Here is a 12,790-nt window from a genome sequence, read left to right as displayed (position 1 = left end):
AAATACATCGCGGATCACCGGCCACCGGCGCGTACAATTGGTTCACCTTTCCCGATTCAGGAGCGCCACATCATGCTAGCGATGAATTACAGGGGGCCTTACCGCGTAAGGGCGGATCAGAAATCTGATCCGGTCATCGAGCATCCCGACGATGCCATCGTGCGCGTGACGCGCTCATGTATTTGCGGCTCCGACCTGCATCTCTACCATGGCCTGGTGCCGGACACGCGCGTGGGCTCGACCTTCGGTCACGAGTTCACCGGCGTGGTGGTGGAGGTCGGTCCCTCGGTGACCAAGCTGAAGGTGGGCGACCATGTGCTGGTGCCATTCAACATCTTTTGCGGCAGCTGCTTTTTCTGCCAGCGCGAGCTCTACAGCAATTGCCACAACGTGAATCCCGAGGCCAGCGCGGTCGGCGCCATCTACGGTTATTCGCACACGGCCGGCGGCTACGACGGCGGCCAGGCCGAGTACGTGCGCGTGCCGATGGCCGATGTCGGCCCCACCGTGCTGCCGGCGGACTTGGACCTGGACGACGCCGTGCTGCTCACCGACGCCTTACCTACAGGCTATCAGGCCGCCGAGATGGGCGACATCCAGCGCGGCGACACGGTGGTGATCTTTGGCGCCGGCCCGGTCGGCGTCTTTGCCGCCAAGTCGGCGTGGCTGCTGGGGGCGGGCCGGGTGATCGTGGTGGACCATGTGGAATACCGGTTGGAATTCGTGCGCGCGTACGCGCAGTGCGAGGTCATCAATTTCCGCGAGGTGGACGACATGGCGGTGCACATCAAGAAAATCACGGACTGGCTGGGCGCCGATGTCTGCATCGACTGCGTGGGTTGCGAGGCGGCCGGCAACGTCATGCAGACGCTGAGCGGGCGCTACCTCAAGTGGCAGGCCGGCTCCGCGACCGCGCTGCACTGGGCCATCAACTCGGTGCGCAAGGGCGGCAACGTGTCGATTGTGGGCGTGTACGGTCCCACCTTCAACGCCGTGCCAATCGGAAATGCCTTGAACAAGGGACTGACCTTGCGCATGAATCAGGCCAGCGTCAAGCGCCACCTGCCGCGCCTGATCGAGCACATACAGGCCGGTCATCTGGAGCCGAGGAAAATCATCACCCACCGCGTGCCGCTGGAGGACGTGTCGGACGCGTACCATATTTTTTCCAGCAAGCTCGATAACTGCATCAAGACGGTGCTGACCATGCCGAACGGAGGCTGACCATGAATTTTCCAGTCGACACACACGGCCACTCGCACCGCGCGGATGGCGTCAATAGCGCTGACTTCGCCCACATTCCGGGCTGGGGCACGGACCTCGATCGCGCCTGGCGCCCGGCCTATCCGATGGAACGCACGCCGCCACGCCTGGAGGGCGTGCCCGCGCGGCAGCCGGAGCACCAGCCGCTTAGTGTCGAGGTATTCCATTCCATCGAGCGTCCCGGCATGACGCCGGTGTTCGGCACCAGCGCGCCGCCGTCGGGGCTGAGCGGCAAGCTGCGCGGCGCGGCCTATCAACTGAGCGAGAATGACATCCGTCACTGGCTGATGCTGTTGCTGGCCGATCGCGTCAACGTGGTGGAAGGCCTGGGCGAGGACCTGGCGCGGGGCAGGGTGCCGAATGTCCTGGCGGAGATGGGACTGGGCGCGGAATGGCGCCACAACCGGGCCGGGCTGGTGCGCAAGGTCGCGGTGGCCTCGGCGGCGGCGGGACTCGCCTGGTATTTGCTCAGGCGGCGCAAGACGAACCGATGACCAACTTCAGGTGGGCCGCGTGAGAATTCGTGAATTTCCTAGAGGAATTAAATGATAAGCTTTTCCCAAGGCAACTTTAAATGGGGAGCTTATGGCTTGGAGTTTATCTTTTACTGTCGATGCAAAGGCTGACGTCCCACCGGGGGGCATACGGATTCTTCCCACCAATTCGGGCTGGAACGATTTTTCGTTTAACTTTAACGCCCTGATTTCCATCAATCCGCCGGACGGACGGCAACGGATTTCCGTCACCGCCTACGTGGTGCCTCTGAGCGACAACAGGCCGCGTAATCTGCAGCAATGGATTATGACCCATCCATACCTGCTACGCCACGACGGCGCGGGCGATGCGCCGACCGCACCGCATGGACGGCTGCTGTTCGCCACCCTCATCGGACATGAGCAAGGATACGCGCAACTGGCAAAATGGGCCCGCGATGAGGCTGAGTTGCGCTCGATATTGCTGGCTTTGAACGATGTGCTATTGCTGAAGGAATCAGCATATGGCCCGGACATCACGCGCCTGCTTGTGCAACCGCCGTTCACCCTTGGCGTCCTGCGATCCCCGGCCGCGTACCGGGCCATGCGGCGGGGCATGCGCTCGCTGCAGGGACGCCAGATCAGGGAGATCCAGGAAACAAGGAAGAATTTCGCCTTCCGCGCACAATTGCACGGTTTCGATGAAGGCGTGCATGACTTGTCGGTGGGTTTTCAGGATCTCGGCTTGTTCGAAGACCGGATTCACTGTCTGATCGGCATCAACGGTACCGGCAAGACGCGCTTGCTGAGGGAGTTCGTATTAACGCTAGGCGAGTTGTCGGGGAAGACCGACCAGGCGGCCACTCCGTTTGAAGAATCGTCAGAAGCCATTTCCGAGCCCGAGTATGATGGACCGCCCTATAACCGCCTGCTGGTGTTCTCCACCACCCCGGAGGATCGCTTTCCACGGCGTGCCACCAATGAGGGGAATTTCGAGTACCAGTACTTCAACCTGGTCAATGTCGCCAACGCGTCCATACCTGGAAAAGAGCAGAATCCCCTGACGAATTTAATGGTCGACCTGATCCGGGACCAAAGCCAGTTTGCCGGTACGCAGCTGACCCGCTTCGCGCTCCTGAAACGCACGCTCCGTGAGCATATCGACCTTGACATGCTGTACCTGCCGGTGCTGCCGGAGGTTGCGCAGGATAGCTTCACTTGCCAGAATGAGGAGGGCGATTATTACGTGCGCGCCCTGGACATTCTGGTGATGAACGAACAAAGGCATCTCTTGTTCACGTCCGCCGTCGATACCGCGCGCCCCATGGGGTTTTATGTGCCGAGCGGCGACGACAATCGTATCCGCCTTTTACACCCCAGCAGCGGCCAGCATATTTTCTTCCGGTTTGCGTTGCGCCTGATCAGCAGCATTGACCACGGCACCTTGGTGATGATCGACGAGCCGGAGACTCATCTGCATCCGAATCTGATCTGCGAGTTCGTGACGCTGGTATATACGGTGCTGGCGGCGACCAAATCAATCGCGCTGATCGCCACGCATTCCGCCTATATCGTGCGCGAGGTGCCGACCCATTGCGCGCACATCTTTTCATTTGAGGACGAGGAGTCGAAGCAAGTCCATATCGGCCACGTGCGGATGAAGACCTTGGGCGCGAGTATCGACAGCGTCTCGCAGGCGGTGTTTGGCGATTCCACTGCACGCAAGTATCACGAGAAATTTGCCGCCGATCTGTCGCGTAGCGGCATGTCGCCGGAACAGCTGCTGGCGGAGTACGGCTCGGTGCTGAGCCCTGAGTTGCTGATCGAAATACGCGCCTTGCGTTCGGGGAGCGGCAATTGATATTCGTTCCTTATCCCCGCGTCAAAAATTCCAAAACCATCGCGGTCTTTTCGGTGTACGCGCCGGCATTGGTGTCGCTGGCGCCGGACCTGAAAAAGGCCTACCGGAATTACCGCGCCAACAAAGGAAGTCCCGCCGTTGTGCTGCCTCTCAACTACGCGCAGGCCGGGAAGGTCTCCCCGGCCCAGAAAACGGAATTGGACAAGCTCTACGCGAGCACCTATAAAAAGCTGAAGGAAAACCACCGGCATCTCGACTGGGCCTATGATCTGCGAAAAGCTGATAACCTGCCGTACTGCCCCATGTGCGGCAATACCGGACGGGACGCGCTGGATCACTACCTGCCCAAGGCGGACTATCCGGAATTCGCCGTCCTGTCGTTCAATCTGGTCCCGACGTGCACCTCCTGCAATTCGAAGCGCAGCAACTCGGCCAATGCGCCCCGCAGTCCACTGCCTTTGATCCATCCTTATTTCGACGGCCGCCGCCTCAGCAGCCCGTTGGTCGTGGTGGTGATCGACCCGGACAAAGGGACGACGCCACCCACTTACCTGATGCCGTCGTTCCGGCTTGTGCCTGCGATAGCACCCACCGACGGCTTGTTCGCGCGCCTCGCCAACCACCTCGACAAATGCGTCGACGACACGCAGTTGCGGCGCTGGCTGACGGGACGGTGGAAGCTGTGGCGCCTCAAGGCGCCGGATTACAGCACCCTGGCGGAGCTGCGCAAGGCGATCGACCGTGAACTGCAAGCGGAGATCGACGTCGGAGGCATGAACAACTGGACGGCGGCTTTCCTGCGCGGCTTGCTGGTAAGCCCATCGGTTCTGCAATGGATGATGAAACATCCGCCATCCTAGGCGGTTTCGATACGCCACCAGTTGGGCATGAGTTCCTGGATCTCCGGCCGGCCGAAGCGGTCGTCGATCAGGTAGACGGTGCCGCGGTCGGACTGCGTGCGGATCACGCGTCCCGCCGCCTGCACCACTTTCTGCATGCCGGGATAGGTGTAGGTGTAGTCGTAGCCGGCGCCGAAGATGGTTTCCATGCGTTGGCGTATCTGCTCGTTGACCGGATTGATTTGCGGCAGTCCCAGGGTGGCGACGAAGGCGCCGATCAGGCGCGCGCCCGGCAGGTCCACGCCCTCGCCAAACGACCCGCCCAGCACGGCGAAGCCGATGCCTTCGCTGTCGAGCGTAAAGCGGTCCAGGAACCGCGCGCGTTCCGCCTCGTCCATACGGCGCGACTGGCGCCAGGTCGGCACGTCCGGATACAGTTCGCTGAACTGGTTGGCGGCCTTTTCCATGTAATCGAAGCTGCTGAAGAAGGCCAGGTAGTTGCCGCGCTGCCGCGCGTACTGCCTGCCCATCAGTTCGGCGATCGGCTTCAATGACTGCTGCCGGTGCTGGTAGCGGGTGGAGATGTGTTTCGCCACCTGCACCGACAACTGCTCCGCCACGAACGGCGATTCCACGTCCACCCACGCGGTGGTCTCCGGCATGCCGAGCATGTCGCCGAAGTAGTTCCATGGGCTGAGCGTGGCCGAGAACAGCGCCGTGGTGTGCGTGCTTTCGAAGCGCGGCTTCAGGTACGGGGCCGGCACGATGTTGCGGATGCAGAGCACCGAGTTGCTGTTGCTGGCGCGCGCGCCCGGCGCCTTTTCGATATCGAACAGCGCGTGGTCGCCGAAGCTTTCCGCCAGCCGCGCGAACAGCAGCGCGTTGAAGTAAAAGCTTTGCAGGTCCGGCTCCACGTAGCCGGGATGGTCGGCCATGTAGTCCGAGATGGCGGTGGACGCGGTCTGCAACGCACCCATGAATTTTTCCGGCAGCTCGGCGTAGGATTGGTACTCGGCGGTCTGGTCTTTCTCCAGCTGGTTCCATTGCTTGTGCACGCGGTCCAGCGGCTTTTTCAGCTCCTCCGGCACGATCTTGCGCAGCAGGCGCAGGCTGTCGTGCTCCATGTCGGCCGAATACATCTTGCGCGCGCGCGACACCATGTTGTGCGCCTCGTCCACCAGCACGTTGACCTTCCAGTCATTGAGCTGTGTGAGGCTGTACAGCATGGCGCTGATGTCGAAGTAGTAGTTGTAGTCGCCAATCACGATGTCGCACCAGCGCGCCAGCTCGCTGCTCAGGTAATACGGGCAGACGTTGTGGGCGAGGGCGATGGCGCGCAGCGTGTCGCGGTCCAGCGCCGGCGGCGCGGCGCCGTTGGCCGATGGCGCCATGATGGCCAGCGCCGATTCGCGCGCGGCCGGCAGGCGGTCGTAGAAGCCTTGCGCCAGCGGGCACGACTCGCCATGACAGGCCTTGTCCGGATTGACACAGGCGGTGCTCTTGGCCGCCAGTTCGAGTGTGCGCAAGGGCAGCAGCGGCGCGCCCTCGCGGATCAGGTCCACCGCGTCCAGCGCCATCTGGCGGCCGGAGGTTTTCGCCGCCAGGAAGAAGATTTTGTCGACGCCATGTTCGGCGCTGGCCTTGAGCATCGGGAACAGGCTGCCGACGGTCTTGCCGATGCCAGTCGGCGCCTGCGCCAGCAGGCATACCTGGCGGTTGCTGGCGCGGTACATGGCCTCCGCCAGCTGCCGCTGGCCGGGGCGGAAATCGCCATAGGGGAAGCGCATCGCCTTCAGTTGCAGGTCGCGTTCCGCGCGGTGCGCCATCTCCTGCCGCGCCCATTGCAGGAACAGGCCGCACTGTTGCTCGAACCAGGCTTGCAGATCGGCCGCCGTGCGGTCCTCATGCAGCACGGTTTCCTTCTGGCTGCCGATGTCGAAGTACACCAGCGCCAGGCGGATTTTTTCCAGGCCCCGTTCCTTGCACAGCAGGTGACCGTAGATCCTGACCTGGGCCCAGTGCAGCGCGCGCTGGTTGTCCGGCATTTTCTTCAAGTCGCCGCGGTAGGTCTTGATTTCCTCGAGGCGGTTGGCGCGGACGTCGTAGCCGTCGGCGCGGCCGCGCACGTGCAGCGGGCCGAAGTCGCCCGACAGCGCGATCTCGGTCTGGTAATCGTCGTCGCGGCGCGAGGTCACCACGCCATGGCCGGCGATGCCTTCCTGCGCGGTGGGCGAGGGCGTGAAGCGCAGATCGAGGTCGCCGGTCTTGGCGGTGAACTCGCACAGGGCGCGGACAGCGACGGTGTATCGGGCCGGCTGCGTCATGCCGCCCACTGCAGGTAGCAGACCGAGATCGGCATCTGGTGCGCGGCGCAGTATTCGATCCAGCGCAGCTGGTTGTCCTGCAGGCGGTCGCCCGGACCTTTCACTTCGATCATGTTGTAGCGGCGTTCGGCCGGCCAGAACTGAATCAGGTCGGGGAAGCCGCTGCGGTTGGATTTGATGTCCAGCAGGATGCGCTCGAACGCGCGCTTCAGGTGCAGCGGCGGGATGCAGTCCAGCGCCAGGTCCAGCAGCTCGGCGTCGATCGCCTCCCAGTACATGAACGGCGACTGGATGCCGTGCTTGGCGTCATAGTTGGCGCGGATGGTGGCGCGATACTCGCCGCTCTCCAGCTGCGACAAGGCGTCGGCGAACTGCCGCGCGCGGCGGCGCTGGAAGTCGGCGCTGTGCAGGTCGGCCGGGCCGCGATGATACGGATGGAAGAACGCGCCCGGGATCGGCGCGAACACCACGTCCCAGCACAGCAGGCCGAACAGCGAATTCATCAGCGAATTCTCGACGTAGAACACGGGCGCGTCGTCGCTGTGCAGATGATCGCGCACCACGAATTCCACGTAGGTGGCTTCCTCCGGCGGCGGCAGGTTGAGATCGATGCGGGTGGCCTGCGCCGGCGTGACCGGCGGCGGCTTGGCGTGGCCGAGCTTGCGCGCCAGCCGTGGCGCCATGCGCAGCAGGTGCTGGCGTTCGGCCTCGCTTTCCGGCGCCTGCATGGCGCTCTGCAGCAGGTCGAACGCCTCGCGCGGCTGATCGTTCTTCTCCAGCACGCGGATGGCGCGCGCGCGGGCGCCGGGATAGTCGCAATCGGCGTACAGCGCGTAGGCGGCCGGCCAGTCGCGCTGTTTTTCCACATGCTGGGCGATGGCGAACATCAGCTTGCTGCGGCGGCTGCGCAGCCATTCGTTGTCGGGCGCGCAGACCGGCAGGTCGGCAAGCACGTCGGCCACCGCCTCGCCGTCGGCGAAACGCTCGTGGCATTGGTGGATGGCGAGGAAGTCGTCGATGTCGCGGCGGCTGCGGAAGCCGCGCGCGGCCGGTGAAAACTCCACTTTCTCGTACTGGTGGATGCCAAGGTCGGACAGCACGAAATCGGTCCAGTCCTGATGATAGTTGCCGAAGAAGATGAGGCGCAGGCGGTCGCACAGTTCCTGCGTCAGGTTGCGGTAGACGTGGTCGCCGGCATGGGCGTACCAGGCGGAGAAGCGGCGTTCGCCGGCGTACTCCTCGCGCAGCGCCTCCAGTTGCTCGGCCTTGCGCAAATGCCGGACGTGCGGCGCCAGCTGGAACACTTTGACGATTTCCGGCTTCTGCAGCAGGTCGAACAAGGCGTCCAGGTCCAGCTGCGGGTCTTCCTCGATCAGCCCCAGTTCCGCCAGCGGGCGGGCCGCCTCGTGCGTGCTGCCGATTTCCGCGTAGACCAGCTTGCTGGCGCGGAACACCGTGCCCTTGCGCATCACCATGCGCACGAACAGCGCGCGCGACGGTTGGGGCAGGGAGGGGAACACGGTGAGGAAGTGACGTTCCTCGGCGTTCAGCAAATCGTCATAGCGTTCGCTGATCCACGCCAGCACCTGGTGAAAATTCTCCAGGTAGTAGAACGGGTTTTCCAGGACTTTGATCATTGCGGCGGGGACGAACGGCGATTAACTGTATTTTTGTACAGTGTATCGCGTTCGTCCCCGCTTGCCCAGCTATTTCTTGGTTTTGGCGGACGTGGCCTGGGCGGCCACCAGCGCGTTGGCCTTGGCGATTTCGGCTTCCACCGCCTCCACCGCCTGCTTGGTGGCCTTGGTCACCTGCTCGTAGCCGGCGAAGGCGTTGTCGATGGCGGTCTTGACGATCTGCACGGCGTTTTCCGAGCCCGGACGCACGTTCTTGGTGACGTCATGGATCAGCGCGCTCAGGTTGTTCTTGGCCTCGGTCACATGCGCGTCGGCGGCGCGGGTGAATTCTTCGCGGATCTCGGCAATGATGTCGCCCAGCTGCTGCTGGTAGGCGGCGGCCCCGGCCACGCCGGGCTGGATCTGGTCGGCCGCGCGCTGGAGGGCGGCCTTGGGATCGGACGCCTGGCTGATCGCCTTGCCCGCGGACAGGTTATCTTCCAGCTGCGATTTGGCGGTCTGCAGGTTAAGGGCGATCACTTGCTCCACGCCTTGCACGGTCTTGCTGGTCAGGGTGTTGAACGTTTCAAGTTGGAATTCAAACAGCGCCTTGGTGACGTTGGCAAATTGCTCGGGATTCGTAAACATACAGTCTCCTCTAGATGATGTAGGGATGCAGCTTGCAGCGATTCCGGTTCAACCGTGTTTTTGTGATTTGATTATCTAGTAACGATTAACTTTACGCAACGGGCATCGCGAAACGGGCCATACGCCTTCTCCCAGCCCGGCCCCAGCGGCGTCTGCGAACAGACCAGCGCGCCATCGATCTTGCTGCGCCACTTCCACCACGGCGCCGGCTCGGCCGCAAGCCCGCCACAGCACAGGGCCAGCGTCAGGATCGCGGTACGTTTCAGATTGCTTGACTTCATGCTTACACCAATTGTTGCGCGCAGACGCGGTTGCGGCCGCTGTTTTTCGCAGCGTACAGCAAATCGTCGGCGGCGGCGATCATGTTGAGATGCGCATCGTGGGTGGAGGTGGCGAAGTCGACGCTGGCGACGCCGAAACTGGCGGTCACGCTGATCTTCTTGCCCTCGTGCTCGACCGGGGTGCTGGCCAGCGCCTGGCGCAGGCGCTCGGCCAGCAGTTCGCCGCCGGCCAGGTCGGTTTCCGGCAGGATCAGCAGGAATTCCTCGCCGCCGTAGCGCACCACGCTGTCGATGCTGTCGCGCGTCATCGACCGCATGAGCGCGGCGAAGCTTTGCAGCACGGCGTCGCCGCCGTAGTGGCCGTAGGTGTCGTTGACGGCCTTGAAATGGTCGAGGTCGCACATGATGACGGTCAGGCTGAGCCGGTAGCGCTGGGCGCGCGAGATCTCGGTTTCCAGCAGTTGCTCGTGCAGGTGGCGCCGGTTGTAGCAGCCGGTCAGCGGGTCGCGCACGGACAGGTTTTTCAGCACCATCTGGGCGCTGTATTCCTCCCGCCACAGGATCTGGTAGCGCCGCGCCGCCACGTAGCCGAACAGGTTGGTCAGCGCCAGCAGCGCCGCCATGGTGGCCAGTTCCATGCTGCGCACATTGCCCAGCGCCCAGGCCAGCAGCATGAACAGCGCCGTCGCCGCCGCCGCGATCCCGGCCGCGTAGACCAGCCGGTTCGGGATGTAGATGTACAGGACGATGATGACGATGGACATCGAAATCGCGTGCAGCGAGAATTCGGTCGGCCGCAGCGCGGCGATCAGCAGGAAGCCGGCGGCGCCGGCCACCTCAACGATATTGGCCGCCACCCGGGTGAACGGGATCGAGTCGGGCCGCCGCTTGAGCAGCGCCAGGCAGGCCAGCACCGTGGCGGCCACGCCCATGCGGGCGCCCACCAGCAGGCAGGTTTTGAGCTCGTAGCCGACCCACAGCAGGTCGCTCAGGGCGAAGCACAGGTAAAACAGGGCGCAGAACAGGAAGGTGACGCGCAGTTGCGCCTGCGTCTTGGCCAGGTGGTGACGCAGGAACTCGCGCTCGACCGTGGCGTCGCAAAACTCGCAACGCAAGGGCGCGACTTTAATTGTCTTGGACGAAACGGGGTTGGGTGGCATGGCCGCTGACTCTCCGTTGGCGCCGGCTCCTTGCCGGTCTGATAGCGTCCATTATACGACTGCAACAATTGCGAGGCGGAAAAAAATCTCTATCGCTACAGCGGCGCCACCTTCGGCAGGCGCAACATGAAGCTGGCGCCTTGGCCGGGCGTGCTGGCGGCCTCGATCCGGCCGCCCAGCACGCCGGTCACGATGTTGTGCGTTATATACAGACCGAGGCCGAACCCGCCCACGCCCAGACGGGTGGTGAAGAAGGGATCGTAGATGCGCGGCAGGTGTTCGGCGGCGATGCCGGCGCCGGTGTCGCTCAGGGTGATGGCGATTTCGCCGTTGCCGCTGTCATGCGCGGACAGGGTGATGCTGCCGATGCCACCGTGCCTGCGCGCGTCGAAACCGTGCACCAGGCTGTTTTCGATCAGATGGTGCAGCACCTGCGACAGCGGGCCGGGATAGCTGTCCATTTCCAGCCAGTGCTCGACGTCCTCGATCAGCTCCAGCCCGCGCTGGCGCAGCTCGCCCTGCACCGATTGCAGCAGCTCGGCGACGACGTCGCCCAGCGCGAAGCGGCCGCGCTGGCCGCCGCCGCCATCCACCGCGATGCGCTTGAAATCGGCCACCAGCGCGGCGGCGCGGTTCAGGTTGCGCAGCACCACCTCGTCGGCGGCCGCCGCCTGGTCGAGGTATTCCTTCAGCGCCGAGCGGCGCAGGCCGTTATCCAGGTCGCGCCGCAGCGCGGCGGTGCGCTCGCTCATGCTGCCGGCCATGGTCAGGCTGTTGCCGATCGGCGTGTTCAGTTCGTGCGCGACGCCGGCCACCAGCGCGCCCAAGGCGGCCAGCTTGTCGCGTCGCACCAGTTCCTCCTGCGTGCGGCCGAGGTTGTCCAGCGCGGTGGTCAGTTCCTCGTTGGCGTGCTCCACTTCCTCCTTGGCCTGCCGCAACTCGGCGGTGCGGGCGGAGACCAGCTCTTCCAGGTGCTCGCGGTGGCGCCGCAACTCGTCCTCGCGCCGGGTGCGGGCGATGGCGATGCCGGCCAGATGGGTGGCGGTGTGGATCAGGCGGCGGTCCTCGTCGGTGGGCGCGCGCACCTCCTTGTAGTACATCGCGAACGACCCCAGCACGGTGTCCTGGTCGAGCAGGATGGGCGTCGACCAGCAGGCGCGCAGGCCGTGGTGCAGGGCGGCCTGGCGGTACGGCTCCCACAGCGGATCATGCAGGATGTCGCTGACGATCACGGTTTCCTTGCGATACATGGCGGTGCCGCAGGAACCGGCCGCCGGGCCGATGGGCAGCCCGTTGAGCGAGCGCAGGTAGTCCTGCGGCATGCTGGGCCCGGCCGCGCTCCGCACCGTCACGCCGTCGGCGGCGAGCAGCATCACCGTGCAGTGGCCGCCGTCCAGCTGGGCTTCGATCAGGCGCACCAGCTTGTCCAGCATGGTCGGCAGCGGCGCGCCGCGCGCGATCATCTCGAGCAGCGCGTTCTTGCCGTCGCGCAGCTGCGCCGCCAGCTTGCGCGGCGTCACATCGACGATGCGCACGTGCATCAGGCGGTGGTCCTGCGTGGTCAGCGGCACCATGCGCAGCTCGCAGGCCAGCGCGCGGCCGGAGCTGTGGCGCATGTCCAGCTCGAACACCTGCGCCTCGCCCGACATCACCTGTTCCAGGTCGGTGGTGAACACATCGGCGCTGGGCCGGCCATCGGGCTGGGTGGGCGGGCACAGCGACAGCAGGTCCGATTGCAGCATCTCGGCCTCGGTCATGCCGAACATCTGGCGCGCGCGGCGGTTGACGTCGAGGATCAGGTTGCTGCCGCGCTGGATCAGCAGGATGGCGTCCGGCGAGCCGGCCAGGATGGTGTGGTAGTTGACCTCCAGCGTCGCCATGGTCGGCATGCCGGCCAGCGCCGGCGCCGGCGAAATGGCCTGCAGGTAAAGCAGGATCTTCTCCGCCACGTCGTCCACCGGCAGATTCATCGGCAGATAGGCGGCGGCCCCGGCTTCGGAGGCGCGCGCGCGTTCCTCCTCGCTGGGGTGGGTGGACAGCAGGAACACCGGCAAGGGTTGCTGGCTGGCCTGCTGCAGGCGCGCGCACAGCTCCAGCCCGGCGCTGCCGGCCAGCGCCACGTCAAGCAGGACGAGGGCGATAGGGGCCTTGCGCGCGGCGGCCAGCGCCTCGTCGCCGCGGCTGACCATCAGCACCTCGAAATGGTGGCGCGCCAGCATGAGGCGCAGGGCGGCCGCATCGTAAGCCGTGCTGGAGGCTATCAGGATGGTGCGCGGCTGGTCGGCAGAGAACGGCGGCATCGTGTCTGGCAGTGCGGCTCCGCAA

10 protein-coding genes are annotated in these 12,790 nt (G+C 64.4%); 4 read left to right on the top strand and 6 right to left on the bottom strand.

Going from position 1 to position 12,790, the window contains the following annotated elements; all coding sequences use genetic code 11:
• Positions 1-72: 72 nt before the first annotated feature.
• The 4 genes from FHW83_RS15330 (at position 73) to FHW83_RS15315 (ending at position 4,457) form a co-directional block, all read left to right on the top strand.
• A complete protein-coding gene (locus tag FHW83_RS15330) occupies positions 73-1,224 on the top strand; it encodes a zinc-dependent alcohol dehydrogenase (RefSeq protein WP_176647219.1) in 1,152 nt (383 codons plus the stop codon).
• Positions 1,225-1,226: 2 nt separating this feature from the next.
• The gene (locus FHW83_RS15325; protein WP_176647218.1) at positions 1,227-1,757 is read left to right on the top strand and encodes a hypothetical protein; all 531 of its coding nucleotides are present in this window, start codon (positions 1,227-1,229) and stop codon (positions 1,755-1,757) included.
• A gap of 91 nt (positions 1,758-1,848) precedes the next feature.
• Positions 1,849-3,597 carry an AAA family ATPase gene (locus FHW83_RS15320; protein WP_176647217.1) on the top strand — a complete coding sequence of 583 codons (1,749 nt, stop codon included), beginning with the start codon at positions 1,849-1,851 and terminating at the stop codon, positions 3,595-3,597.
• Positions 3,594-4,457 (top strand): HNH endonuclease, encoded by an 864-nt coding sequence (locus FHW83_RS15315; RefSeq protein WP_176647216.1) that lies wholly within the window; start codon positions 3,594-3,596, stop codon positions 4,455-4,457. The genes FHW83_RS15320 and FHW83_RS15315 overlap by 4 nt, the downstream gene beginning before the upstream one ends.
• Here the strand turns inward: FHW83_RS15315 and FHW83_RS15310 are convergent.
• The 6 genes from FHW83_RS15310 to FHW83_RS15285 form a co-directional block, all read right to left on the bottom strand.
• On the bottom strand, positions 4,454-6,760 hold the full coding sequence (locus FHW83_RS15310) for a helicase C-terminal domain-containing protein (protein ID WP_176647215.1): 2,307 nt from the start codon (positions 6,758-6,760) through the stop codon (positions 4,454-4,456). The genes FHW83_RS15315 and FHW83_RS15310 overlap by 4 nt on opposite strands.
• Complete coding sequence (locus tag FHW83_RS15305; protein WP_176647214.1) at positions 6,757-8,397, bottom strand: VRR-NUC domain-containing protein; 1,641 nt, start codon at positions 8,395-8,397, stop codon at positions 6,757-6,759. The genes FHW83_RS15310 and FHW83_RS15305 overlap by 4 nt, the downstream gene beginning before the upstream one ends.
• A gap of 69 nt (positions 8,398-8,466) precedes the next feature.
• Positions 8,467-9,024, bottom strand: a complete 558-nt coding sequence (locus FHW83_RS15300) for a phasin family protein (protein ID WP_176647213.1) — start codon at positions 9,022-9,024, stop codon at positions 8,467-8,469.
• 71 nt (positions 9,025-9,095) lie between these two features.
• Positions 9,096-9,305, bottom strand: a complete 210-nt coding sequence (locus FHW83_RS15295; protein WP_176647212.1) for a hypothetical protein — start codon at positions 9,303-9,305, stop codon at positions 9,096-9,098.
• Positions 9,306-9,307: 2 nt separating this feature from the next.
• Positions 9,308-10,465 (bottom strand): GGDEF domain-containing protein, encoded by a 1,158-nt coding sequence (locus FHW83_RS15290; RefSeq protein WP_176647211.1) that lies wholly within the window; start codon positions 10,463-10,465, stop codon positions 9,308-9,310.
• 95 nt (positions 10,466-10,560) lie between these two features.
• Positions 10,561-12,765, bottom strand: a complete 2,205-nt coding sequence (locus FHW83_RS15285; protein WP_176647210.1) for an ATP-binding protein — start codon at positions 12,763-12,765, stop codon at positions 10,561-10,563.
• Positions 12,766-12,790 lie beyond the last annotated feature (25 nt).

The organism is Duganella sp. SG902, from assembly GCF_013376005.1.
In the GTDB taxonomy this organism is placed as follows: domain Bacteria; phylum Pseudomonadota; class Gammaproteobacteria; order Burkholderiales; family Burkholderiaceae_D; genus Rugamonas.
This window is presented reverse-complemented; position numbering and strand designations above follow the sequence as displayed.

Coding starts and splice junctions, on each gene's coding strand:
- FHW83_RS15330 (WP_176647219.1), top strand. CDS start 73: ATGCTAGCGATGAATTACAGGGGGCCTTACCGCGTAAGGGCGGATCAG.
- FHW83_RS15325 (WP_176647218.1), top strand. CDS start 1,227: ATGAATTTTCCAGTCGACACACACGGCCACTCGCACCGCGCGGATGGC.
- FHW83_RS15290 (WP_176647211.1), bottom strand. CDS start 10,465: ATGCCACCCAACCCCGTTTCGTCCAAGACAATTAAAGTCGCGCCCTTG.
- FHW83_RS15320 (WP_176647217.1), top strand. CDS start 1,849: ATGGCTTGGAGTTTATCTTTTACTGTCGATGCAAAGGCTGACGTCCCA.
- FHW83_RS15305 (WP_176647214.1), bottom strand. CDS start 8,397: ATGATCAAAGTCCTGGAAAACCCGTTCTACTACCTGGAGAATTTTCAC.
- FHW83_RS15300 (WP_176647213.1), bottom strand. CDS start 9,024: ATGTTTACGAATCCCGAGCAATTTGCCAACGTCACCAAGGCGCTGTTT.
- FHW83_RS15285 (WP_176647210.1), bottom strand. CDS start 12,765: ATGCCGCCGTTCTCTGCCGACCAGCCGCGCACCATCCTGATAGCCTCC.
- FHW83_RS15310 (WP_176647215.1), bottom strand. CDS start 6,760: ATGACGCAGCCGGCCCGATACACCGTCGCTGTCCGCGCCCTGTGCGAG.
- FHW83_RS15295 (WP_176647212.1), bottom strand. CDS start 9,305: ATGAAGTCAAGCAATCTGAAACGTACCGCGATCCTGACGCTGGCCCTG.